Origin of the sequence: Paenibacillus sp. IITD108, from assembly GCF_036541265.1 — a bacterium.
GTDB lineage: Bacteria > Bacillota > Bacilli > Paenibacillales > Paenibacillaceae > Pristimantibacillus.
This window is the reverse complement of record NZ_JAZHCT010000004.1, coordinates 33,628-59,931: the sequence shown is the minus strand read 5'-3', so window position 1 is coordinate 59,931 and position 26,304 is coordinate 33,628. Positions and strand designations below refer to the sequence as shown.

The window sequence follows — 26,304 nt, the reverse complement described above, 5'->3', positions numbered from 1 at the left end:
AAAAAGCCTTGATGTTTAAGGGGGTTGGGGAGTGGGGAACAGCAATTCCCCACATTTTCCCCACATTAGGTAAAATGAATAGAGGCTTCTCATTAGTTGACCAAACTATTGAGAGGCTTTTTTTGTGTTCCTTTTATCATGTATTAATAAACTTGTGTAGATGTTTTATCAAGAATTACAATCATTGCGGTTTATCTTTTATGAATAAGGGTATAGATTAATAGCATTAATATCAAATAGAATATTTTTCTGTTTCAGCGAAGTATTCTTTACCGCAACTATTTATTGTCAGCAGTTTTCAAAAAATCTATATCCCAAGGGTGTTTCTTTTTTCATATGTTGTTAACCGTATAACCAATTTTCAATGGTGGAAGGATGTATGTTTATGCAAAAAACTGTTTTAATTAATAAACTGGATATTCAACGTTCACATATGTCGTTCATTCTTCCTATTGGTTATAATGACAGAAAAAAGAATGATTTTTCACAAACGTTGGAAAAAAGTGGATATAGCTATTTTCAAATGGATGAAAAATTAAGCGGAATGGACATTTACGGAGAAGGAATTGTAGTTAATGGAAAAGAGCTTGAACAAAACTTTCTTCCTTATGTCGGAAATAAAATTTTTCCAAGCTCTTTAAAAGAGCACGGATTTCACAGATATACAAAGCCATTCACGGAGGAATTTAATTTTAAACTTAGAAGTACTCACATGCCGTTTTTTATCCGTAGTGTAGATATTATTTTAGGACCTTTCGGAATAGCTTTTTTGACTGTTAGAGTCCAATTAAAGACCTTAGGAACAGAGCTTTCAGATGTTCTCGATTTTATGAATCATTTCAGGGCGGTCGAAACGAAACTGAAAGAAGAACAAGGAGCGGTTATCGTCAGTAGTGAAAGTGGCAGTCATTTGTCTATTAATGAACTTTTGTTTGAACATCTTTGTCCATTTTTGAAAGGGTTTATTCTGCATGAAAAAAAATTGAAGGGGTATTTTGGTTCTTTCCCCTTTTTTAATGACGAAAGAATGTATGCTTCAGCGTTTCTGTTCAGCAAGGAAGGATCACAAATGACCCAGGATCAATTGTATCGAATGGGAACTCTGGATGGGAGGACCCCTACCGGGGAGAAGTTCATCTCAGCAAATAATCCTGAATATATCCAACGTTATTTGGATCATCACTTACATGATCGATGGGCACCCAATTCCTATACCATAGTGACTGAACATGCATATATAACAGCAACAAGCGTCCTACCTAAAGATATATCGAGGGAGCTTAGTCAATATATGGGAACCCATTATTATAACTTTCTTTTGCATTACTTCTATAAAATTATGTTACTTCGAATTTCTTATGAATACAGTGAAATCGATTGGGAAAAAGATGATGAATATGTCAAGTCACTTATCAAGTTCATAACATTATTTTCCTCCTGGTACTTCTTCCAAGAAGTGAGTACAAGATCTGAAGGTAAAGAACTTTCGAAGATGTTTCGGGAAGCATTCAATATCGACAACCTTTTTAAAGAGGTGAACAAAACACTGCATGAACTATATAAAAGTCAAGAAAAAGATACATCCGCCAGAATGAATATGCTCCTGTTCTTTCTAACTGTTTTCACTGTGGTTTCTGGGATTTATGGTATGAATTTGGTTATCAAGGACTGGGAATCCCCTATTGGTTGGAAGGAAATTTCTACGTACACATTTCTTGAATGGGTATCTCTAATTACTGCAGTGGGCGGGATTGGACTCTCGGCTTATTTAATTGCAACGACTTCAGGCAAGTTGTTGATGAGCAAATTGCGGAAAAAGAAATCAAAATCTCGTATATTATGATTATTAGTTTCGAAGCCCAAGCTTCGTTAAACCATGATATGATTAGGATAGAAATAAGGAGCCGGATGGATTTTACAACGAGATGGGGGTATTGAATTATGAAAATAAAAACTGCTGTGTTAATAATAGGTCTAATTATTGCAGGCATATATATATATGCCGATAATACAGTAGAAAAAGCTGCTACCATTTCGGCAGATCATATTATTTTCGAAACATACGACGACGCATTGAAGTATTCTGATATTGTTTTAGAAGTAACTGCAACTGAAAATTTTAAGAATATAATAAATAAAAATAGCGGGTATTCCACTGGCTATACTGCGAGTGAAGTTGAAATAAACAAGGTTTTCGAAAACAGACATAAAGAACAAGGTGGTATTTTGTTAAAAGAAGGGGAAATCATTAAAATATTAGAACCAACATATACGGTTAGCAATGGCATTGCACCTGGAGTAACTAGATTCAATTACGAAGATTATATAAAAATGGAGCCTCAAAGAAAATATGTCCTGTTTTTAAAATGGGATGATAAAAGAAAAGCATATTGGGTAAACTCCCTGGAACAAGGCAAATTCAATGTCGATAATACTGACAAGAGGGAATTATTAATGTCGAGTGGTAACACGCAATACGAAAAATTAAAAAAGGACGTAATGGATCATTTGTATCCATAATGTTTTAGAGAAAGTAGCTGTCCAATAAGTTCCTACAGACGAGCTATAAGAGTCTGTCGATTAATTGTAGGCAACTAATGATAAGCAATGAGAAAGGGGAACGGAGAGCAAGAATGGGAATGGAGAAAGCGGCAGCGTCCGCCTTTGTAGGCCAATTTTATCCTTTAAAGGGGGTATTTCATCAAAAAAATTGGACTACAACAGCGGTCGGAATCCCAATCTTGATCGCAGTGGCACCCCTTTCTATTGCTTGGTGCCCTATCCACAATTAATCGACATCTCTCACGCCAAGGTACAGAGAAAAGGCCCAAAGAATGGGCCTGGGGGCGAAAAGTATAAGAAGGTAACTTACTTGTTGGGGGCATTCAGAAAATTAGAAGCCAAATCCACCGAATCCGCCGCCAAATAAACCACAAGTACAAGTAATGATAACTAAAAGAATGAAGAGTACAAGAATAAAGCCAAAGTTGTTATGACCAAAACCAACACCACCTACAGCACCCACTAAGCCCTCACCTCCTGTGTGTTAGTACACGATAATATATGCACTTTTATCACTATGTGACTGGGTGTTTGTAGTGGGTCATTTAAACCGTGATAGTAGTTTAGATGACATAACAAAAGCTTACAAAAAGATGTTGCAAAAATTGAACACCCATTCTGAAACAAATATGGTAAAATTATATTTCTTCAACAATGCCCCGCACGCCTTTTTCCCAAGCCCTTGAGCGGCAATATAATTAACTCAACGTGCAAAAATTATTACGTGGATTGTTGAAGTAAATTATCGAAACGGAATAGGAGACATTTCAATGTATTTTAAAAGATCACTCTTCTACATACTTACGTTGTTCCTTCCATTTTCGATCGCAGCATGTGATAAGCAGTCACCTACACAAATGAATGGACCTGAATTCAAATTACAAACTTCTAACATTGAGATTTCCGAAATCAAAATGAGATCAGTAAGTATGAATGAAGATGAAAGGGAATACTTGGGTGTGGAATATGGGATCGTAGTAATATTGAATAACATTCCATTAGAAAATGAAGATGAAATTGGATTTTGGCTGGTTTTTAAAGGAAAGACACAAGAAATTCATGGGCATAATGTAGGGGGATGGATAAAAGGCTTTTCAGTTTTGGAGGAAGAGTCTTCATCAAAAAAATATACATTCCGATGGCTTACTACTCCAATCATATGGAATTATCCGGCCAAGAATATCTTTTAAGTGAAGCTGCGAAAAAGGATCTGGAAATAGAAGTATTTTATAATGAAGAGTTTATGTTCTCTTTGGATGCTCCAAAATTTAGCTAGCTTCTTGATTATTACTATATAACTTGCTAGTATAGTAACTGCGGCTTGATGAACATGCAGCAGGAGTATTTCCTAGAAAGTAAAAGGGATTCTAATAGATTTTGAAAGTAACTTGAGCGAGTTACAAGCATCCTTGGTTATTCCAGGGTTGCTTTTTTGCTATGCATATAAAAAAGAAAAGACAGGAGTAGTAGAGACTATGAAAAAAATGAAGTTAGCATTTTTAGGCTGCGGATATTTAAATGAAATTGTTGCAGCTGCTTTACATAACGGTTATCTTCCAGAATATGAGCTTGTTGGGGCAATGGGGAGGAATCCGTTGCGGACAGAGGCTTTTGCCGATCGTCATAGCTGCAAGCCTTGCCATAGTATAGAGGAGCTTTTGGCACTAAAACCGGATATTATAGCAGAGGCTGCCTCTCCGCAAGCGGTGAGAGAGTACAGCGAAACCATTTTAAAAGGCGGATCCAACTTGGTAGTATTGTCTATCGGTGCTTTTGCGGACGCTGAGCTATATAACCGTGTAAAAGCAACCGCAGCCGAGCATAATACAAAGGTTTATATTGCTAGCGGTGCAGTTGGCGGCTTTGATGTTCTACGTACAGCAGCTTTAATGAGCCCGATCAAAGCAACCATGACATCTAAAAAATCATTACGTTCCTTGTATTACACTCCGCTTTTCAAAGAGGAGCTAATGAATATTACAGAGCCAGAGCAAGTCTTTAGCGGAAATACGAAAGAGGCTATTGAAATGTTACCGTTTCACTTTAATGTGGCGGTTGCTACAGCGCTTGCCAGTGCCGGCCCTGAACAGACAACTTTGAATATCGATGCAGTTCCCGGATTTAGAGGGGATGAATATAAGATCGAGATTGAAGGCGAAGAAGTAAAAACAGATCTTAATATTTATTCCAGAACATGTAACATTGCTGGCTGGAGTGTAGTCGCAGTGCTGCGAAACATCGTATCACCAATTGTATTTTAATAGCTCGGTGAGAAAGTCCTTTTCATTTTGATTCTAACGGTTGTACCAGTGGCTATTTGCATCAAAAAGAGGCGTTTGGAATTCTAACGGTTGCACCAGCAGCTAATTTAGCAAAAAACGCAAAAATTTATTGAAATACACAAAATAAGCGCTGGCACAACCGTTAAAAATCCAGAGTATGCAAAAACATCGAAATAAGCTCTATTACGACCGTTAGAGAATGAAAAACGGTGTTATCGTCTATAACGTAGGAGCGTGAATATGACCCTAATCCGATTAAAACAACCATCTGAAAAAGTTTATAATTAGACGTGGAAATAGCGTTACTACTTCTAGAAACAGATCAAGAACAAAAGATGAGCGTTCGGTGTGTTTCTTCATTTTACTCATATCATCATTCTCCTAATTAAAAAAGTAAGGGGACAAATACAAAGAGAAATACAATCAGGGCGATTATGCTGCTGATTCGGCTCATGAGCAAATAGGCATCACTCGGTTCTGAAGCGCCTTTGACCATCCAGCCATAGCGAAGGTACCAGCCGAAAGCTGGAAAAAGTATATTCAGAATTGCCAATATGACAAAAAGAATCGCAAAGATAATCATGAGCATCATCTCCTTTACGAATAATACGCAGCGGTTAATCGGAATGTTTCAAATATTCATTTTTGTTTATTTATGTATATTTCAAAGTGATGGATGGGATGAATAGGACAAAACGGGACCTTGTCGGGCCCCGTTTTTATGAAATCAATTTATTCAGCTGCCATTGCATCTGCTTTTGTATTGTGTACCGTACCGAATGGATGTTCAGGCGGTGCATATATGGTATATAGCTTCAGCGGTTTATTGCCTGTATTGGTTAAATTATGCCATGTTCCAGCTGGGACCATAATCGCATAATCCTCATAAACATTTGTTGAAAAGGTTAAATTGTCGCTCGTATTCCCCATCTGAACGATGCCTTCCCCCTCTTCAATACGCAAAAATTGATCGACATTCGGATGAACCTCCAGGCCGATGTCTTCTCCAACATTAATGCTCATTACAGTTACTTGCAAATGATCACCCGTCCATATAGCGGTCCGAAATGTATCATTTTGCTCTGCAGCTTCCTCAATATTTATAACAAAGGGATTTTTTCCATAGTCCTTTAATTCAATACGATTATCCCTGATTGCTAATTGACGATGAAACTGCCAGTATTCATAGTTTATTTGCTGAGGTGCCGCCCAAACGATAGGGGCTCTTCCACAGTTATAAATATGTGGACATGGATAAGCATATGGATACATGAATGGGGTGTGATACAACCTGCTCATTCCCTTCAAAGAGTAATACGATATCCTATGCCCAGGGAATGCACAATGTTAAAAAACAAGGGGAACTTTTAGGCTTCCGTGTTTTTATATTTATTAGCCGGTCGGTATTTCTCCACCGAGCGCTTCATAGGCATCCAGCGTGTTTTGCAAAGCTTTTTTCTCTTTATCGGTAACGACGTGATCATAATAGTATTGGCCTTGGTGCCTGACCGTCGTTTTTTTGGAGGATATAATCTTCTTTACCATTTCCCAATCCTTTGTCCCCATGTTTGTGTCGTAATACTCCCACACTTTAGTATCATTGTCTCTTTTAATATCGGACCCGGGATAGAGTTCAAATTTTTCGTCATCCACCTTAATAATGTATTTATCTACATAAACCCATTGGTCACCAAAATATTGGATTTTAAGACGAGGAGAAATGACGGTGTTATCATCATATTTACCAAAATAAATATGAAAGCTTTTTGCATTCACATATTGAGTCGTTGTTTTGTCCCGATACCAAGTAATCCCGTTTACTTCATCACGGTTACTGCGCATTTTTTGAGTTGCGGCGGCAATTCGCTTCTTTTTTTCAGCCGCTTCTTTTTCAACTTTCTTTTTTTGCTCAGCTTCAGCTTTTTCTTTTTCAGTCGTTAGCGTGTTGATCATCTCTTGCACAAGCTGTATTTCTTGAGCCTCAGGATGCTTATCCGCCAGTGTTTCCATTGTTGAGCTGATGCTTTCGAGGTCTTTATTTTCAAAATAATGTTTGGCTCGTGCCAAAAGCTTTTCAGGACCATTTTTTAGTTCTTCTATTTCCTTTTTCAGCTGTTCGTTTTCTTCTTGAAGTTTTACAATTTGCGCGTGTGAATCCTCCAAGGCTGCCGAAAGATTAGGACCTGTAGCACTACATCCAGTCAAAATAAGTATAAAAATAATAAAAAGAGAAATAAAACTTCTCACATACTCACCTTTTTAATTCCCCATCGGCTGAGGTACTTGTTGGGTAATGTTAGCAAGTTGATTATACTCCAGCGCTAAAAGTTTTACTATATGTGGTAGTTCATGCGGAAACAAAAATGGGACTCTAAGAGGTCCCGCGAGTTGCTATAAAGGAAGATTGGACAAATGCACGTGGGCAGGGTATCCACTGGAGGAGCGATAGCGTCCGCCTTTGTCTGCGCGAAATATCCGCTTATTCATTAACTTATAACAAAATTTCGTGAAGACAACAGCGGCCGTAAGGGATACCCTGCCAGCGAGAAATTAATTGTCCTCATTCATAGCTTTCTCAACGGGAACATCAAAAAGGTCCACGTTTTTCATCTTGACTGGAATGATGATTTTTGCTTATGCTCCTTCATAAAAGCAGACGGGGGTACGCCTATCGCTTTTTTAAACACTTTATTGAAATAGGATTGCTCGCAAAAGCCGAGATAATTGGATATTTCTCCGATGGTCATATGAGACTTTGTAAGCAAATCACGAGCGGCGGATAGACGGATTTGCTGTATGTATTCGGTAATGGTTTGTCCCGTTACGGTATGAAATACCGTACTAATATAGCTGGGCGTGCGATCGACAAGCTTGGCGAGCTTCTTCAGCTCGATTTTTTCACGGTAATGGTCTGCGATATATTCTTGAATTTGCATAACCAAATTGTTGGCAGCAGGGTTTTCCTGGTGGGTTAGCTCAATATTAAGCAGTGTAAGCAGCTCTAATAAATTATAGTGGCATGCGACCTGATAAAAGTTATGTTTGCGTAGCCATTGCTGGGTAAGCAGGGAAAAGCGCTGGCTATAATAGGCTTGATTAAATATTGCGGCTTGGCGGCCCAACGACTCTTCTAGTACCGGAAGAGTGTAAGATTCCTTCTCGTAATGGAAATGTGCGACATACATTTCGTGTTTCTGCTTAGCCATATGTCTGGCTGAACGGAGAGCTCCCATCGGAACGTACAAGGCATCCCCTTTGCATAATGTGAATTTTTCTCCGTTTACAAAATAGTCCATCATGCCATCTGTTATAAAAATAAGTAGATGATTTTCTATCGTTCTCTCGGTAACCTTCCAATCAAAATCACAATACTCATAGTATACAGCGATTGGCTCCAACACAGGCTTTCCCCCCTTATAACGACGTCTTTTTAGGCTAAGGTCGCTTAGCGTTTCTTCTATAATTCTAAGAATTTATAAGTTTTCACTATAAACTTGCTCTTAGAATTCTCGAAGAAACCGTACGTCCTCGATTAAGGACGACAGGGACGTTCTATCTTGATAATATAGCATATTCAAGCCAATAGAAACGCAGGGTTTCAAAAAATACGAAACACGCGATCGATCGCCATAAGGACGGCGACAGCCGTTTCACCTTGAATCGTAAAATTACTCAAAAAACAGAAACGTAGTTCATTGTTTTGAGGCAGCGCCATCCTCTATGATTAAGGCATTCTACTCGGATGAAGGAGGGGCAGCAGTGTCATTTACTCCCGTTAAGACACCAGAAAAGCAATACCGCGGTGTAAATCTATGGTTTTTAAATGACCGCTTAGAGGATGAAGAGCTGATTAGGCAGCTGGACAATATGGATAAGGCTGGATGCGGCTCGATTATCGCAAGAACCTTTGATGGCTTGAACACGGAATATTTGAGTGAGGAATTCCATGCCAGAATGCGTACCATTGTCGACCATGCCGGCAAGCTTGGAATGAAGGTTTATCTGCAGGCCGGCTATATGCCGGGCGGTATTCCGGAATTAAAGCCTGAGCATCGGGCTTGTGTAATAGCAGCCTTGCATGACAATGAGGAAATGGAGCCGGACGATCAAGTTCTGTATAAGGATAATCAGTTCAAATATGTCAGAAGATTCAGAAATAATTATATCAATTTACTGGATTATGAAGCAGTCAGCTCTTATTTGCAGCAAGCCTACGATGAGGCATGGCAGCAGCTGCATGAAGATTTCGGCAAAACTGTTTTTTCTGTGTGGGTAGATGAGCCCGAGTTTTCCCCGGATCAAATGCCTTGGTCGGAGCCATTGCTTATTCGATTTAAGGAAATGTGGGGGTATCGTTTGGAGGAACATATACCTGCATTGTTTCAACGTTCAGATACTTCGTATAAGGTGAGATATCATTACCGGCGAACGCTGCTGCAAATGTTTATAGAGGCTTATTTCGAGCAGGTTTCTCATTGGTGTGACGAAAGAGGGCTTCAATTCAGCGGCCATCTAATGGGAGAGGATAGGCTTGATTCGCAAATTGGTCTTACCGTGTCGGCTATGCCGCTGTACTCTTATATGCATCTGCCGGGCATTGATCATTTGACAGGCAATCTGAGATGGACAGCGCTGGATCGATCCGGCGAGATGAGCATTCCCTTTATTATGACACCGAAGCAATGCTCGAGCGTCGCTCATCAGGAAGGGAAGCAAACGGTTCTGTCAGAAATGTATGGAGTCAGCTCGCAAGGGCTTACGTTCCAGGATCAGAAGCGAATCGCTGAATACATGGCCGTTCTAGGCATTAATCATCGCTGCTTGCATGGCTCCTTCTACTCCATGCGCGGCAGACGCAAGCGCATCTATGTCCCGCATCTGTCAGAACAGCAGCCATGGTGGGGCGAATATGCTTATGCGGCCGATTATTTCGCCCGACTCAGCTATGCGCTGCATCAGGGACAATTCGCTGCTGATGTGCTCGTTCTGCATCCAATCGAATCTGCTTATGGCCTCTATGAGCCGCATGACTTCGGCGAGCGGAAAACAGAAGATGTGTTTGCTATGAATGCTCATTTGACGGAGCTAAGCGGCAATTTGCTTTCGGCTCAAATCGGCTACGACTATGGCGATGAGCATGTGATGGAGCAAAAAGCGTATGTCGATGCAGACGGTCAGCTTCACATTGGACAGATGTCGTATCGAATCATTATTTTGCCTATGCTTTTCACATTGCGCGAATCAACGCTCCGCTTGCTTGAGCAGTTTGTTGACGGGGGCGGGATATTGGCATCGACTTCATCGTTCCCTGAACTGGTAGATTGCGAGCCGTCAGAAGCGCTTCGCCGCTTGAAGGATAAAGCGATCTTGATAGATCACTCAATAGAAGCCTTAAAAGCAATGGCAGATAAATGGCTTGACCGCAAAATTCGGATTACTGCTGAACAAGGCTTGGAGTCCATATGGATACAGGAACGGAGTCTTGAAGATCAGCAGATGGTTTATATGATCAATACGAATGAGAAGTGTAAGGTTAACGTTGTTTTACATGCAAAAGAGTACCAGTCGGCCGAGCAATATCATCTGGATAATGGCGAGCTGAGCAGACTGCGGAATGAACAAATTGGCTGCGAAGGGGTGAAGGTAAGCTTCGCGCTGGAGCCTTGGGAATCGAGAGTGCTATTGTTTAACCCGGCATCCGAAGCGTTTGCGAGTCTAACAACTTCAACCGTAACTGAACAATTAATTACAGACACCATAGTTATTCCTGCTGGGCAGATGACGATGAAGCGGGTGAATCCGAACGCGCTGACATTAGATTTTTGCCGCTATAGAAAAGGCAGTCAGCTGTATTCCAGCGCTATTCCTGTTATTGCGGTTCAGGAGATTTTAACGGAGGAAGACTACGAGGGGCCAGTTTCTTTATGCTTTGAATTTCAAGCTGAGTCCATCCCTTCGTATATAGCAGCGGTTATTGAGCATGCGAAGGACTATACGATCAGGGTGAATGATAGAGATGTCTGCTATGAGGGGCTTCCTTATTACACAGACCCGTCTTTCCTTCCCGTTGATATTAGCTCTTATATTGTTCAAGGCAGCAACCAAATAGAAATTTCGCGGGAATTTAAGCCTTTGAAAAAAACGAATTTTTTTCACGCCAATCGCTTTCAAAACATTCCCGGTGTAGAGCTGGAGTCGATCTATCTAATCGGAGATTTTGCAGTTTACTGGGCTGTGTCAGACAAACCACAGCGTGATCGCTGTATTCGCTTGAAACCGGATATGTATATCGGAGAGGAAACTGTTAACGATGGCGCAAGCTGGCCCGAGGCAGGCTACCCTTTTTATTCAGGAGCTATGATGTACAGGACAAAAGTTTTATCAGATCGACTGGAGGCATCTGAGCGAATTGGGATTGCTCTATCTGGTCTGGAAGCTTGCATGGCGGTCATTCGAATCAATGGTCAGGAAGCCGCCAAGCTGGCGTGGAAACCGTTTAATGCAGATATTACAGCAATGGTAACTGCGGGAGAAAATGAAATCGAAATTATAGTCATCAATACGCTCAGAAATTTGCTGGGGCCGCATCATCATCCAAAGGGCGAGATGGATTACAGTTACGGCGAAGAATCGTTTTCCGGCCGCCGTTTGCCAGAGAAAGGAATGCTATACCCTGGCTGGTACAACAAGAGGACAGAGGATACTCTTGCTTGGACGGATGATTATTTCTTTATAGCTTATGGGTTAACTGGCATACAAATCATTCGATATTCCGCTGAACAGGCAAAATAAGAAAGGAGAGAATTTATTATGGGTATCATTCGTAAAAAAGCTAGAATCGGGATTGTTACGATTGGCCATAGGTTGTATTGGAGCCAATTTCCAGGGCTGGAGGAGGAATTGAAGGGGTATGGCAGACAGTTCGAGCAAATTATAGAAGGCTATGAGGTAGAGATAGTATCAGCAGGCTTCGTGGATGATATGGCCACCTCCTTTACAGCGGCAGAAAAGCTGAAAAACAGCGATCTCGATTTGCTCTTTTGCTACTTAAGCACGTATGTAACGTCAGCTGTCGCAACGGGTGTCATTACGAATGCAGAGGTTCCGACTGTGCTTGTTGCCTTGCAGCCGCGTCATGCACTCGACTATGCAAATACGACAACGTATATGCAGCTTGTGAATGATAATGTATGTGCGCTCCCGGAAGTAAGCGGAGTGCTGCTGAGAACAGGCAAGCCTGCCGCGGGCATGGTCGTGGGGACGTTGAACGAAGACCCTAGAGCGAGAAGGGAGCTTCAGGAGTGGTGCCGGGCAGCAAGTGTAAAGCGTGCGTTCAAGCGTTCTAAAATAGGATATTTAGGCCACACTTACGAAGGCATGTACGATATGCATTCTGATCCGACCGCTTTTACTGCCTCTTTCGGCTCTCATGTGCAAATGCTTGAAATGTGCGATCTGGCCAAAATGGTCCATAGTGCAACCAAACAGCAGATAAACGATAAGCTCGATGAAATTCATAGCGTATTTGAAATTGCCGAGCCTTATATTGATCCGATTACAAGATTAGTGAAGCCGGAGGATTTGGAGTGGGCGGCCAAGGTGGCGGTTGGCATGGACCGCTTGATTGTAGAGCAGAACCTTGTGGGGATGGCTTACTATTACCGCGGACTGGACGGCAATGAGTATGAAAGAATCGCTTCCAATATGACGCTCGGCAATTCACTGTTGACGGGCAAGGGAGTGCCGCTTGCCGGCGAGGCCGACTTGAAAACTTGTGCGGCGATGATGATCATGGATCGGCTTGGAGCAGGGGGCTCCTTCTCGGAGCTGCACCCTTGTGATTTTCATGACGATATTGTTTTGGTTGGCCATGATGGCCCGCATCATGTCAATATTAGCGATGGACGTCCTATTATTCGCGGCCTTGACCTCTTTCATGGCAAAAGCGGCTCCGGTATCGGCGTGGAATTCAGCATTAAGGCAGGACCTGTCACGCTGCTGTCCATTTCGCAAAATCAAGATGGAAGCTATCGTCTTATTGCTACTGAAGGGGAGTCGATCAAAGGAGCCATTCCGCGTACAGGAAATACAAATACGAGATGTAATTTTAACAGAGGCACGGCAGAATTTGTGGAGTCCTGGTGCATGGCAGGTCCGACACATCATTTCGCGCTGGGCGTTGGCCATGTGAACAGCCAACTGAAAAAGACAGCCAGCTTGATGAATCTGGAATTGTATATCGTTTAGCAGCCACATAGAGAGCTGTTCCGTAAGTAGGGGAAGGGTTATTCCCCGAACGGAGCAGCTTTTTTCTTTGCAGGGGAAAGTTTTTGCATGATATCTGCCGATTAAATATCTGTATAAAACCCTACTAGATCAGTATTTGACCAACTGTGAAATGAGCTGGACGTTATTTATGATTATAAATAGAAGGAGCAAAACGTTACCAATCGCTCCGAACATAACAAGCTAGCATTAAAAACCTATACTGGGAGGTCTTTTCTTTGAAGAAATTGGTTAAAGTACCACTACTGCTTTTGCTTTCGCTTATTTTTATCGTATCTGCTTGCGGGCAAGGAAGTAACAATAAAAACGGCAATCAGCCGTCAGCTGATTCGGGCTCCACACAGGCGCCTGCTTCTGATCAGCCGGCTGCCACCTCTAAGGAGCCGGCAAGCTTTACGATTTTTTTCTCTGACCATAACATTCCGATGCCTACTGGAAAATTAAAAGAGCTTGATGTAATCAAATATATGGCTGAAAAAACAAAAGTGGATGTTAATCCGGTAGCCATTACACATTCCGGGTACGCTGAGCAGCTGAAGCTGAAAATTGCAAGCGGGGACATTCCAGATGTGTTTCAAACATGGGGGATTGCAGGCGATGAGACAGTAGCCAGCGGCAAAGCGCTCGTACTGAATGATCTGCTGAAGGAATATGGCCCGAATTTATTAGAAAGAATACCGCAATCCAGCTGGGATGCGGTAACCGTCCAAGGAAAAATTATGGGCATACCGCAGCCGACTGCAGCTGCTGCCGCCAAAATGATTTTTGTTCGCAAGGACTGGATGGATGCTTTGAATTTAGACATTCCAAAAACATCAGATGAGTTCCTCGATATGCTGCGTGCATTCCGTGACAACGATCCTAACGGGAACAAGCAGAAGGATGAAATTCCGTTCTCGATGCGTGAAAATTTGAGCTGGGGCGATAACCTATTCGGCATGTTTGGTGTAAACCCTGATTCGACGATCATGTACGAGAATGAAATGATTCCTGGCATCATTCATCCAAATATGAAGCAGGCGTTGGCATTCTTTAAAAAAATGTATGAAGAAAAGCTGCTGGACATTGAGTTTTTAACAAATTCAAGCCAAATCTGGACACAGAAGATTAATTCCGATCTGGTTGGAGCATGGGTGCATAATTCGCAGAACGGCTATCATTGGAGAAATCAGCTGCTCGAGTTTTTGCCGGATAAAAAGACGGAAGTCATCGCGATTCCAACACCTCAAGGAGTAGGCTATGAAGGCCCGGTTGGCGTGAAGGAGACGGCTGTCAATAAAACATTTATTATTTTTGATACGGCGAAAAACCCGGAAGCGATCATCAGCATGTACGATTGGCTAATCTCTGACGAAGGGCAAATTTGGTCGGCGCTAGGCTTGGAGGGTCAAACCTATACGAAAAATGGCGAGATTTATACTTATGATATGGAAGCCGACAAGTCCAAAAATTGGGATTGGCGCGGAGCAGCATTTGGGATTCATGGCTTTAGCGAGAAGGTAGAGAAAGCAAGGCAAGGTGAGGAAGGCTTCCAAGCAATGAAGCAAGGAATCGACGTGGCCCTGAAGGAAGGACTGCCTAATCCTACCGCTGCAATGCCTGTTCCGAAAGCTTACAATGACAATCCGGAGCTTAAAAACACAGGCTCGCTATGGCTGGAGGCCGCAACACTAATTATTCTTGGCGATAAGCCGCTCGACTACTTTGACGAGTTCGTAGCACAGTGGCGCAGCCAGGGCGGCAATGACGCAATTAAGGAAATGACCGATTGGTACAATGAAAATAAATAATAGAACGGTTAGACAAGTGTGAAAAGTAAAGGGATCAGCACAGCTCCAGTGCTATCCCTGGACTTTATCACCTGATGAGAAATAGGAGAGTATCGATTAATTGTGGGCAACTATTGATAAGCAATAAGAAAGGAGAACGGAGAGCAAGATTGGGAATGGAGAAGCAACAGCGGTCGGAATCCCAAACTTGATCGCAGTAGCATCCCTTTCAATTGCTTGTTGCCCTATCTACAATTAATCGACAATCTCAATAGGGTGGAGAGGGGAGAGAGCATGGCTGAGCAGTACACTTTAGAACAGAATTCGCTGGCAGCTTCCAGTATGAACAAATCACGATTATCTTCATTTTTCAAATATGTGCTTCGTAACAAACCGCTTTATATGATGTTAATACCAAGCTTTATCTTCTTTGTTGTATTTCGATATGTCCCCATTTTTGGCAGCATCATCGCTTTTCAAGATTTTAATATATTCAAAGGAATATGGCAGAGCGATTGGGTTGGGCTTAAATGGTTTGATCAGCTGTTTTCCTATCCGCAGTTCAAAAGATTGCTGGTCAATACGTTGATTATTAGTTTTTACCAGCTGATTTTTTCCTTTCCGGCGCCGATTTTACTTGCATGCTTGCTGAATGAAGTGCGGTTATCTATATTCAAGCGCACTGTGCAGACAATTGTGTATTTGCCTCACTTTTTGTCCTGGACGATTGTATTCGGCTTTATCTACATGCTGTTATCGCCGCAGATGGGGATGGTTAATGGTGTTATTGCTGATTTGGGCGGCGAAAAAATTCATTTTCTGCAAAATAACAGCTACATTCGCTCCATTATCGTTGGTGCAGGCATGTGGAAGGAAATGGGCTGGAACTCCATTATTTTTCTGGCGGCTATCGCAGGTATTAGTCCTTCCTTATATGAAGCGGCGCGCATGGATGGAGCGAATCGCTGGAAGCAGTTCGTTCACGTCACGTTCCCGGGCATCCTTCCGGCGTTTGTCATTTTGCTTTTATTGAAGGTGGGACATGTGCTTGATTTAGGCTTTGAGCAAATATATATATTTTTGACCCCTGCCAATTATAGCGTAGCTGACGTATTAGACACGTATACGTACCGGGCAGGCATTATGAACGGCCAGTACAGTCTGACGACCGCGATCGGATTTTTCAAATCGATTGTCGGGTTTATATTGTTGATTGCAGCTAATCAGATCAGCAAATGGTTGACAGATGAAGGATTGTACTAGGAGGTAAGAGGATGAATAAATTAATTGGAGCGAAAGCTTTCGATATTGTGAATATTATCTTTCTGTGTTTGATCAGCGCAATTGTAGTTATTCCGCTGCTGCATGTTATTTCCGGTTCGCTTAGCTCGACTTATGCACTTACCCATAACATGGTAAGAATTTGGCCGGTTAATATGAATCTGGATAATTATGCGCTTGTCATACGCAATACGTTGTTTTGGAATGCGCTTAAAATAACGCTGATTGTAGTAGTAGCGGGCACCATTATTAATTTGGCGCTTACAACGCTTACTGCCTATCCGTTGTCCAAGACTGATCTTAAAGGCCGGAAACCCTACATGCTGTTTATTATTTTCACAATGATTTTTAATGCTCCTGTTATCCCGATGTATTTGGTTGTTAAATCGATGGGAATGATGAATTCCATTTGGTCATTAATTATACCAGCGGCGATATCGGCCTTTAACCTGATTTTGTGCATTACCTTTTTTCGCGGGCTGCCCGAGGAGCTGTTCGATTCAGCCAAGGTAGACGGACTATCAGAGTATGGCATCGTCTGGCGGATAGCCGTTCCATTGTCGGCACCGATTATGGTAACCTTGCTGCTCTTTTATGCCGTAGGCCACTGGAATAACTATTATACACCGCTGCTGTATATAACGGATGCCAGTCTTCGGACATTGCAGCTATACCTGTATGTATTAGTGGCCCAAAATAATACGACGGATGCATTAGCCGCGTCGGGCGGCTTGGACTTAATCGATACATCGCCGCAAGGTCTGCAGATGGCCACGATCGTTACCGCAACGCTTCCGATTGCGATCGTCTACCCATTTTTGCAAAAGCATTTCATTAAGGGTGCACTGCTTGGCTCGGTGAAAGGTTAATCTTTACACAATCTCTTCCACGTACTAATCTTTAAAGAGCATGTGGAGAGGAGCATGAGGACATTGTTTAATAGAATTCGCTCAATTAGGAAGAAATTTATACTTATCCTGATCATAGTGATCTCGCTGGCAACGATTTCGATTGGATGGCTCGCCATTAATCAAATGTCCAAAAACATAAGAGTAGATGTGGAGCGATTCAGCAGCCAGATTCTGACGCAGGTGAATCTAAACATTGACCGATATTTCAATCAATATGAGCAAGGCGTTTTTCTGCTCGGCTCAAGCACGGAGTTTTCCAATTGGCTTCAGGCCGAGGTTGGCAAGACAGCTGATGTTGTGCTTCGCTTCCGCAGGGTAGAAGAAAAATATATTAATCCTTTGATTGCCAGTCATCCAGAAATAATGTCGGTTACCTTTCTTAACGAAAACGGCAATGAGATGCACTATTCCCGTTCTCCCGGCTTGAAAAAAGGCTATACAGCTATGAACGAGCCGGAGCTCCTGGATGTGCCTTTCTCCAGAAAGCTGTCCGCTTATATTAGAAATAGCAAAGATTATGTAAATGCCAACGGCGGGATTGAAGAGCTGCAGGTCATTACCTTGGTGAAAAAGCTGCGCTACGGCAATTCGAACGGATTTATTAAAATCGACATCTCCTTGCAGCCTACTTTGGCTATTTTAAATGAAATCCAGCTTGGAAAAACTGGCGTCGGATTTATCGCCAATGAAGATGGCGTCATAATGGCTCATCCGAATGAAGAGCTGATGATGACAAGCATGGATGACGAATGGAGGGAGCCTATTTTCAATCGCCCTTCAGGAGCATGGTTTCATCAATCAGCAGGCGAGATGGTCATATTTGAAACGATTCCCTATACTAATTGGAAAAGCGTCGCTGTCGTTCCTTATAAGGAGCTTGCTCAAAGTGTCTACCGGACTCGCGATTTGATCATTATGATTGTTGCTGCCAGCTTGATTGTTGCAACCTCGGTCGGAATCGCGCTCTCCTCCTCTATTACTAGCCGCATATTACGGTTAAGAAGGGTAATGTCGCAAACCCAAACAGGCAATTTGCAATCGCGGGTTGTACTGGAGGGGGATGACGAGCTCACGGATCTTGGCAGATCCTATAACAAAATGCTTGATCATCTGGAATCTTCTATCGTACAGCTGGCAGAAAGCAGGGGGCATCAGCAGGAGGCTGTTCTGTCTATTTTACAATCGCAAATTAATTCTCATTTTTTGTATAACGCATTGGAATCTATTAACTCGATGGCGACTCTAGCAAGCCATAAGGAGATTAGCAGCACGACCTTGTCGTTATCGAATATGCTGAGGTACACATCCAACTATCAGAACAACTGCGTTACGATTAACGATGAAATGAATCATTTGCTGGACTATCTGAACATTATGAGCACCTTGTATGAAGATGATATTACGTGGGAGCTTCATTGCCCCTCCGTGCTGGGAGAAGCGCCATGCTTAAAGGCTATCGTACAGCCTATTGTAGAAAATGCGATCAAGCATGGCGTTGAAACGACAGGGCAGGCTATCCATATTTGTGTGAGAGTGGAACATGACGCTTCCGATGGCATTATTCGCATTCTTATTTCAGATAATGGCACTGGCTTTAGTGCAGATCGGCTGGCAGATATCCGACAGCGCTTATCCGTAGCGGCTGAAGTCGATAATTACAAACGGCAGAAGTCATTAGGGCTGTCTAACGTACATTACAGACTTAGGATGTATTACAAGCCGGCCTGGGCTGGGTTGCAGGTTGGCAATTTGGAGCAGGGCGGCGCGCTGATCAAGTTAACATTTCCTTTTATACAAGATGAAAAGTCAGAAGCACAGGAGATGATCTCATTATGAATCGTGTACTTATTGTGGATAATTCACCTCTCATTCGCAGCAGCTTGAGCAAACAAGTGGAAGGTAGAAATGATCAATTTCTAGTGGCGGGGACAGCTTCCAATGGCCAGCTTGCTTTGGATTGGCTGGATCAGCATTATGCAGACATTTGCATTACAGATGTCAGGATGCCTGTGATGGACGGGATTGAATTGCTCAGACAAATACGCCAACGATATCCATGGATGGTATGCATTATGGTGTCAAGCTATGATGAGTTCAGCTATGCAAAGGAAAGTATTCAGCTGGAAGCGGTAGATTACATCCTTAAGCCGATTGATCCTGACATTCTTCATGCTACGTTATTGAAATCGGATGCCAAGCTGCAGCAATCTCGCTACAATGCAGCGCATAAATTACTGCTTCAGCATTTGCCTAGTCATAGGGATCTGTTAACGAAATGGATGGATGCGATTAAAACAGTACAGCATGAGACAATGCCTTTATTAATCGTAGATGCTCTTGATACGCTTATGCAGTGGACACAAGGCAGGCATTATTTGCTGAATGCCCTGTCGATGGCGTGGCTTAATTTGCTTGCTGAGGAAATGAAGCTGGAAAACTTAGAAATTGCTTTGTTTGAAGGTGTTGATCGCGGGTTGGGAGAGCCTCTATTGGCTATTGATCAGGTCAGGCATTATTTCCGTTTGTGCGCGGTTCGCCGGCTTGAGGAAGGGGCGCAGTCTTTTTTGGAAATGGCCGGAAATGCGCTGGATCAGCCGAATCGAAAAGTGATCGAGCAAATGAAAGAGTTTTTGCAGCAGCATTATAAGGAAAAAATCAATTATCAGCAGCTGGCCGCATCCGTTATGCTGAGCCGCAACTATATGTCCGATTTGTTTAAACAGGAAACAGGAATGACCGTAGGCAGCTACACGGTCTATTTGCGTATGGAGGAGGCGAGACGCTTGCTTCAGAGCACCCTGCTCAAAACGTATGAGGTGGCTCATGAGGTTGGCTATGAGGATTATATTCATTTTGCCAAAGTGTATAAAAAGCATTTCGGATATAGTCCAATGGAGTATCGCAAAAAATTGGGCGTTTAATTATATAATCGATTGGAGATGTGGGTAATGAATAGATGGCGTAAAAGTTTTGTATTTTTGATAGCGCTTACTTTTATTTGGTCCAGCTGCATTCCAGTTACTGTTCAAGCAAAAAAGGATGAGCTGCAGGCTCATTGGGCTAAATCTGCCATGGATCGATGGGTATCAACGGGAATCATTAAAGGTTATAGCGATGGTGCCGTTAAGCCGAATAATCCTCTCTCTCTTGCCGAAGCTTTAACGATTATTAACCGTGTATTAGGCGGTCCTTTGCATACTGATGATGAGCTATTAGAAAATACTCCAATTGTAGATGTTCGCTCTGACGCTTGGTACTTTAGCGAGCTGCTGAAGGCACAGACCTTAGGCTATGTACAAGGCTTTCCTACTGGGAGTCTAAAACCTGAACGCAAGGCGACAAGAGAAGAGGCCGCTATGCTGCTGGCTCAAGCATTTGAATTGCAGTATGCGCAGTCCAGTTCAAGTGCAGCCTATCCAGATGCTTCTCAAATAAGCCTTTATGCTAAGTCAGCCTTGGAGGCTTTGTTGGCGGAAGGCGTATTGAATGGCTACGCGGATGGCTCACTCCGGCCTCATGCGGGCATTACGCGGGCTGAATTTATTACGATGCTTGATCGTATCGTTGGGGCATTGCTTTATCAGCCTGGACAATATTCGGATTTGCAAGTGACAGGCAATGCTGTTATTAATAAAGCGGGCGTTGCGCTTGCTAAATCCAGTATCGAGGGCAATCTTTATCTTTCTTCAGGTATAGGGGAAGGCGAGGCAGTATTAAACGATGTAAAGGTTGATGGAAACGTGTTTATTGCCGGTGGGGGAGATCATTCTATCGTGTTTCGCCATTCGACGCTTAATAAAGCGGTCGTTAATAAACGCTCTCTTCCCGTTCGCATAGTATCCAGTGACGAGACACGCATTGGTCAGCTTCTAATTGAAGACAGCGATGTTCTTTTGGAAGGGGAGTATGAAGAGGTCTATACCGGTGCCAATAGTAAAATAACTATCCTGCCAGGGGCAAGCATTAAGAAGCTAATCCTTGCTGGTGAGGCACAGGTTATCATTCAGAAAGCTGCTGTTATTGCGGAGCTGCTCGTGGAAGAAGCTGCTGAGGGAGCTGTAATTGCGAGCGAAGGTACCATTAAGACGTCCTCCATTCTTGCTGGCATTGAGTTCAATGGCTCAGCTATAAAAGCTGGGCAGTCGTTGCTAGGAACTGCGTCGGGAATAATTAATAGTTTTACTCCTAGTCCCAACCCTAGCCCAAGTCCTAGCCCTATCCCTACTCCTGAGCCGGAGCCTGATTATGTTATTGCTGAGTTTACATTCGACGAGGAACTGGAAGGCTGGGAGAGCAGAAGTCATTTTCAAGCAGGCTTCCCTGCTCCAACTATTGAGCATTCAACAGCAGTAGGCGGAGGCGCTCTGCAAATCAATGCGCAAATAACGGAAATATCAAAATGGCAGGACTTGAAGCTGTGGAGGTCTATCCCGGATATCGGGCAAGCGACTACCGTTACATTCGATGTCTACATGGATATGTCGCTGCTTGATCTTCAATTGTACGGGAATGTCAACATTAAGCCTTATATTGCGGTTGATCCGGGCTGGATCCGGTTTGGCCAAAATGATAGTGTGTCCAAGGTGAGCGAGCTTGAACGAGTAGTGGTAGACGGCAAGGAATATGGCAAGCTGCAGGTATACAGCAGGCTGGTTGGCGGTCATGAGGCCGGGGATATATTAAATGTCGTTTATACCTCCGATGGCCTTATGTATAACGGACCCATTTACATTGATAATATCAAGGTGTTGAATAAGCCTCTTGGCGGTGAGGAGGGTGAGGCTCCGGGCGTGCTGCCGGACAATAGCCAGCCATTGATCGATACACAAGACTTCGATAAGAGCCCGGTCAAGCTTGTAGATCGCAATGCGACGGCTGAGACCAGATCCTTGTTCGCCTATCTTACCAATATAAGCGGCAATAATCTTTTATTTGGGCATCAAAACTCTACGACACGCGGAGCAACGATTACGAAAAACAACGGGACACAATCTGATGTAAAAGATTCAGTGGGCGCTTTTCCAGCAGTATATGGCTGGGATACAAATTCCCTTGAGGGTTACGGCGAGCCGTATACGATAGAGTCTATGAGAGAGGTTATGAGGCTTGCCTACGAAAGAAATGGCATTATTACGTTGAGCTCCCATATGCCTAACTTCGTAAGCGGTGGTAATTTTAATGATAAAACGAGAGTAGTCGAGCATATATTGCCTGGCGGCAGCCATCATCAGCAGTATTTAGCTTTTCTTGATAATATTGCAGAGCTTGCGAGTGGCCTTGTTGATTCCGAGGGAACCTTAATCCCTGTTATTTTTAGACCCTTCCATGAGCATAACGGAAGCTGGTTCTGGTGGGGGGCTCAGCACGCAAAGAACGATGAATATATGAATATATATCGCTTTACCGTTGAGTATTTAAGAGATATCAAGCAGGTTCGAAACTTTTTGTACGCTTTTTCTCCAAATGGATTTTTCAATGGCGACCCGGAACAGTATTTATACCGCTATCCTGGCGATGAGTATGTGGATGTGCTTGGCTTTGATATTTATGACAGCAGCTATAATCAGCTTTTTAGAGATCAGCTTGTCCAAGATTCACGTATGCTTTCGCAATTGGCTGAGGATAAAGGGAAAATCGCTGCGATTACGGAACTGGGAGTTAGCAATGGTCATAGTTTAAGCGGCAATCCGAATTTGAATTGGTGGACAGACTGGTTGAATGATTTAAAGGCTGACGAGGGAGCAAAGCGTATCGCTTATGCCTTGACCTGGACGAACAGCGCGGCTAATTCCTTCTGGGTGCCGTTCCGCAACCACCCTCTATACGGGAACCATGAAATGCTGGACGATTTTATTTCATTTTACAATGATGATTTCACTGCATTCGGTGATCGTTTAACAGGAGTCTACAACCTTGATGTTCAGGCTGATCCTGCAGCAGAACCTTACTTCTATGTCGTAAGCCCGACAAATAATACAATTGTAAAAGGGCCGATTACAATAAGAGCAGGCGCTTATAATGATCCTACAGCAAGTGTAGCCTATTCGATTAATAATGGCCCGGGGCAGCTAATGAACTTGAATCCGTTAACTGGCTACTACGAAGCAGAGTGGATTCCTGCCGCAGAACATAATGGACAAACGGTAACGATTAATGTAAAAGCAAGCTTTACGAATGGTGCCGTTCTAGAGCGTCAATTGCAGGCTACTATATTAATGGAGTCTATTGTAAAGGAACTGGACTTTGCTGATCCTGCTGATGCAAACTGGTTTTCGAACGGCGGAACCTATAAAGCCGGGTTTGGCGTGCCGGCGATGCAGCATAATGCGCAGCTTGAAGCGCTGCAGCTGAATGCTGACATAAGCGGAAGCAATATTAATGAAGCATGGCAGGAGCTGAAGGTGAAGGTGGAGCAAATTCAAAACCTTGTTCCTTTGTCTGGCGTGAATAAAGTTAAATTTGATATTTTGATCCCGACAAAGGAGCTTTCGCCAACACTAAATCAGACAGGGGTTACTTTAATGCCGAATATTTACTTGTTCCCTAACACCTCCACAAAATATGGCACGGATAATGCCAAGCCACTTTTGTCCGATTTGCCAAGAGTAACGCTGAGTGGGGAGCAGTTTGCCAAGCATTCGGTAAGCATCGAGATGAAAGGAACGGATAAGGATTCCGCAACTGCGATGGTATTCGCTATCGTATTTAAAAAACTGGAATACACGGGACCCATTTATCTAGATAATATTCAGTTTATTTATACACCTGAGGAGGCTCCAAGCGATCCGAGCGTGCTAGATAATTTTGAAAATTTTGACGGAGACAACAGTCTTTTGCGTGAAGTGTATACAAATGCCGGAGATGTGAGCAAAATATCATTAGTAGAAGCTCCGAAGCACAGCGGCAGCTATGCGATGAAATTTGATTATCAATTAGCTTCTAATGGGTATACAGGCGTTATCAAAACGTATGGAAATGCTGATTGGAGCGTCTACAGCAAGCTGAAATTCTGGTATAAGCCGGATGATTCAGGGCAAAAGCTTGTTGTCCAAATTAGAGCGAATGGCATTCCATTCGAGATCTATCCATCGCTTCTCGGTACAGAAGAACAATTGGTCGAAATTCCGTTTAGTGAATTCCATCCAGCGCCGCATGCGCCTAATCAGTCTGCCGTGCTGGATGCAGCCGCTTTGAAAAAGGTAGAACGGTTCGGGATTTACGTGAACGCTGCAAGCCCTGGGTTTACGGGAAGCGGGACGCTTTACTTTGATGATATACGGCTGATAGTTGACTAAAAATTTGATTACTTATTTTTAGGGGACCCTTAGGGGTCCTTTTTAAAAATTCCAAAAATTTATCCATTAACATTCGTAGTGTAGATCCAGGAAGTGAGTCTTGATTGTAGTTGGTTAAACCAGTGATATGCTGCTGGTGCTGTGTTTTACGAGTGACGAAACAGACTCGGAATGACAAGCTAGAATAGATATGAAAAAAATGTAATCTATGTATGAATGAATCCTGCATAAGTACATGATTTTTCTGATGCCAAAGCTAGTTTGGAGTAAACTCCTGCGAAAATACAGGATTTTTATCATTTTCAGCAAAAAAGTGCTTGATTGTACATATCTCCTGTATAATCGCATCATTTTTGTAATTACGGAACAAATATGGAAAATATGATGTATTTCTGCATCGTTATTTTAAGTCAGCTGCTGTATATTCTCGGTTTTGGATGACAGGGTCGTTTTTCTTGAAATATTGGAAAGTATTAGTTTCACCTTACTTGTGCCTATATTTCATTGGTAAACGCGCCTTTCCAAAGGACGGTGAAGCCGTTTATCCTTGATTGGCGTGTAGTTCGTATTCAAAGTATGCTTCTTTAACAACTTTCTCATTCCCTCACTTTCCCATAATGAAAAAAAGCGTTGCAGCAAAAGCTAACAGCGATATCGAAATTTTCCGCAAAGGTTGGTGCTGCTTATGGTTGCTCCATCAGAAAATCAGCTTGCTATGCTTCGCAGTCGATTGGAAAGAGAGCGCAAGCAAATTGAAGAACAATTGGTTAATAACGAACATTATGGGTTAGGTGAAGCCTTAAAGGAAACGACGGGAGAGCTTTCTCCGATCGACAATCATCCAGCCGATTTGGCTACCGAGCTTTTTGAGCGAGGCAAGGATATTGCATTGGGTGAGAAAAAGGAGCATCAGCTTCAGCGGATCGAAGCCGCGCTAAATGCGATAGATGATGGAACTTATGGAAGCTGTGCCACATGCGGCAAGCCAATTCCACAGGAACGGCTTGAAGCGCTGCCTTACACGATTTATTGTGTGGATCATGCTCCTCGCGACCTTATATCCGATCGGCGTCCTGTAGAGGAAGATATTATGAGACCTGCATTTGGCCGAACAAGCATGGATGAGCAAGAGGTAGCCGGTTTTGATGGCGAGGATACATGGCAGATCGTTGAACAGTGGGGAAATTCAGATTCTCCTGCTATGTCTGAAAATCGAGACGTTGAGGATTATGAACATGTTGGAATCGAAGCGCTAGAAAATGACGGCTATGTTGAAGCACTTGAAAGTTTTCTTGCGACAGATATAACCGGCCGTCATGTTTCTTTTGTCCGCAACCGAGAATATGAGCAGTATTTGGACAGAGGCGAAGGGGATAGCAGCTTGGAGGATTTTGAGAATTTCGAGTAAGTTATAATTCGAGAATAAAAATACTCAAGTTAAGCTTCACACGGGTTTATTGCGTGTGGAGCTTTTTAATTTTCGGAAAATAAACAAAATATATAAAGAAGCTGAGCGTTATGTTAAAAAAGTAATAGAAAAATAACCAGTAAGCTATAGCTGGAGGTTCGGTAGCCTGAACTTGATCGCAGTGCCGCTGTTCTATCGTTTGTTAAAAGTTACATGGTACGTTGATAGCGAAAAATGAGGACAGACGTTCCGCTATTGCGTGAAAAGTGGCTCTTTTCAAGAGGCTAAGTGACAGACGTTCCGTTATTGCTCAAAAAATGCAGGAAAAAGGGTGGGAAATGAGTGAATAACGGAACGGCTGTCCGCGAAACTTTAAATTCATCCATTCAGGGTCCAATAGCGGAACGAGTGACCAACAAAAATCTAAAACCATATTGAAGTCGACGAACAGAGTGCATGCAGGCTGGTTGCGGCTTCATTTTTATTCCATTTATAAATAAATTTATATAC

18 protein-coding genes are annotated in these 26,304 nt (G+C 42.8%); 13 read left to right on the top strand and 5 right to left on the bottom strand.

Annotated features, from left to right (window positions below; all coding sequences use genetic code 11):
- Nucleotides 1–385 precede the first annotated feature (385 nt).
- Together V1L65_RS04630 and V1L65_RS04625 are read left to right on the top strand one after the other, a co-directional pair.
- Entirely contained in the window at nt 386–1,843 is a 1,458-nt protein-coding gene (locus tag V1L65_RS04630) for a hypothetical protein (RefSeq protein WP_331697911.1), read from the top strand.
- Nucleotides 1,844–1,941: 98 nt separating this feature from the next.
- Nucleotides 1,942–2,520, top strand: a complete 579-nt coding sequence (locus V1L65_RS04625) for a hypothetical protein (RefSeq protein ID WP_331697910.1) — start codon at nt 1,942–1,944, stop codon at nt 2,518–2,520.
- A 373-nt stretch (nt 2,521–2,893) separates the two neighbouring features.
- Here V1L65_RS04625 and yjcZ read toward each other — a convergent pair whose 3' ends face one another.
- A complete protein-coding gene (gene yjcZ / locus V1L65_RS04620) occupies nt 2,894–3,025 on the bottom strand; it encodes a sporulation protein YjcZ (protein WP_331697909.1) in 132 nt (43 codons plus the stop codon).
- 307 nt (nt 3,026–3,332) lie between these two features.
- On the opposite strand from yjcZ, the gene V1L65_RS04615 reads away from it, so the two are divergent.
- Both V1L65_RS04615 and V1L65_RS04610 read left to right on the top strand, forming a co-directional pair.
- Nucleotides 3,333–3,752 (top strand): hypothetical protein, encoded by a 420-nt coding sequence (locus V1L65_RS04615; protein WP_331697908.1) that lies wholly within the window; start codon nt 3,333–3,335, stop codon nt 3,750–3,752.
- A gap of 285 nt (nt 3,753–4,037) precedes the next feature.
- The gene (locus tag V1L65_RS04610; protein WP_331697907.1) at nt 4,038–4,823 is read left to right on the top strand and encodes an aspartate dehydrogenase domain-containing protein; all 786 of its coding nucleotides are present in this window, start codon (nt 4,038–4,040) and stop codon (nt 4,821–4,823) included.
- A 406-nt stretch (nt 4,824–5,229) separates the two neighbouring features.
- Here V1L65_RS04610 and V1L65_RS04605 read toward each other — a convergent pair whose 3' ends face one another.
- From V1L65_RS04605 to V1L65_RS04590, 4 genes are all read right to left on the bottom strand, one after another.
- Nucleotides 5,230–5,427 carry a DUF6199 family natural product biosynthesis protein gene (locus V1L65_RS04605; RefSeq protein WP_331697906.1) on the bottom strand — a complete coding sequence of 66 codons (198 nt, stop codon included), beginning with the start codon at nt 5,425–5,427 and terminating at the stop codon, nt 5,230–5,232.
- A gap of 149 nt (nt 5,428–5,576) precedes the next feature.
- Nucleotides 5,577–6,116, bottom strand: a complete 540-nt coding sequence (locus V1L65_RS04600; protein ID WP_442955668.1) for a cupin domain-containing protein — start codon at nt 6,114–6,116, stop codon at nt 5,577–5,579.
- 120 nt (nt 6,117–6,236) lie between these two features.
- The gene (locus V1L65_RS04595) at nt 6,237–7,091 is read right to left on the bottom strand and encodes a septum formation initiator family protein (RefSeq protein ID WP_331697904.1); all 855 of its coding nucleotides are present in this window, start codon (nt 7,089–7,091) and stop codon (nt 6,237–6,239) included.
- A gap of 359 nt (nt 7,092–7,450) precedes the next feature.
- Nucleotides 7,451–8,245 carry a helix-turn-helix domain-containing protein gene (locus V1L65_RS04590; protein WP_331697903.1) on the bottom strand — a complete coding sequence of 265 codons (795 nt, stop codon included), beginning with the start codon at nt 8,243–8,245 and terminating at the stop codon, nt 7,451–7,453.
- 358 nt (nt 8,246–8,603) lie between these two features.
- Between V1L65_RS04590 and V1L65_RS04585 the strand changes: the two genes are divergently transcribed.
- The 9 genes from V1L65_RS04585 (at nt 8,604) to V1L65_RS04545 (ending at nt 25,794) form a co-directional block, all read left to right on the top strand.
- On the top strand, nt 8,604–11,636 hold the full coding sequence (locus V1L65_RS04585) for a glycosyl hydrolase (RefSeq protein ID WP_331697901.1): 3,033 nt from the start codon (nt 8,604–8,606) through the stop codon (nt 11,634–11,636).
- 18 nt (nt 11,637–11,654) lie between these two features.
- Complete coding sequence (locus V1L65_RS04580) at nt 11,655–13,091, top strand: L-fucose/L-arabinose isomerase family protein (RefSeq protein ID WP_331697900.1); 1,437 nt, start codon at nt 11,655–11,657, stop codon at nt 13,089–13,091.
- Nucleotides 13,092–13,348: 257 nt separating this feature from the next.
- Nucleotides 13,349–14,920 (top strand): extracellular solute-binding protein, encoded by a 1,572-nt coding sequence (locus V1L65_RS04575; RefSeq protein ID WP_331697899.1) that lies wholly within the window; start codon nt 13,349–13,351, stop codon nt 14,918–14,920.
- 273 nt (nt 14,921–15,193) lie between these two features.
- Nucleotides 15,194–16,162, top strand: a complete 969-nt coding sequence (locus V1L65_RS04570) for an ABC transporter permease (protein WP_331697898.1) — start codon at nt 15,194–15,196, stop codon at nt 16,160–16,162.
- An 11-nt stretch (nt 16,163–16,173) separates the two neighbouring features.
- Nucleotides 16,174–17,049, top strand: coding sequence for a carbohydrate ABC transporter permease (locus tag V1L65_RS04565; RefSeq protein ID WP_331697897.1), 876 nt, complete (start codon nt 16,174–16,176; stop codon nt 17,047–17,049).
- A gap of 63 nt (nt 17,050–17,112) precedes the next feature.
- The gene (locus tag V1L65_RS04560) at nt 17,113–18,927 is read left to right on the top strand and encodes a sensor histidine kinase (protein ID WP_331697896.1); all 1,815 of its coding nucleotides are present in this window, start codon (nt 17,113–17,115) and stop codon (nt 18,925–18,927) included.
- Nucleotides 18,924–20,012 (top strand): response regulator transcription factor, encoded by a 1,089-nt coding sequence (locus V1L65_RS04555; RefSeq protein WP_331697895.1) that lies wholly within the window; start codon nt 18,924–18,926, stop codon nt 20,010–20,012. The genes V1L65_RS04560 and V1L65_RS04555 overlap by 4 nt, the downstream gene beginning before the upstream one ends.
- Before the next feature lie 27 nt (nt 20,013–20,039).
- Nucleotides 20,040–24,386: a glycosyl hydrolase gene (locus tag V1L65_RS04550; protein WP_331697894.1), complete on the top strand. Its 4,347-nt coding sequence runs from the start codon at nt 20,040–20,042 to the stop codon at nt 24,384–24,386.
- Between the two features lie 685 nt (nt 24,387–25,071).
- The gene (locus tag V1L65_RS04545) at nt 25,072–25,794 is read left to right on the top strand and encodes a TraR/DksA C4-type zinc finger protein (protein WP_331697893.1); all 723 of its coding nucleotides are present in this window, start codon (nt 25,072–25,074) and stop codon (nt 25,792–25,794) included.
- Nucleotides 25,795–26,304 lie beyond the last annotated feature (510 nt).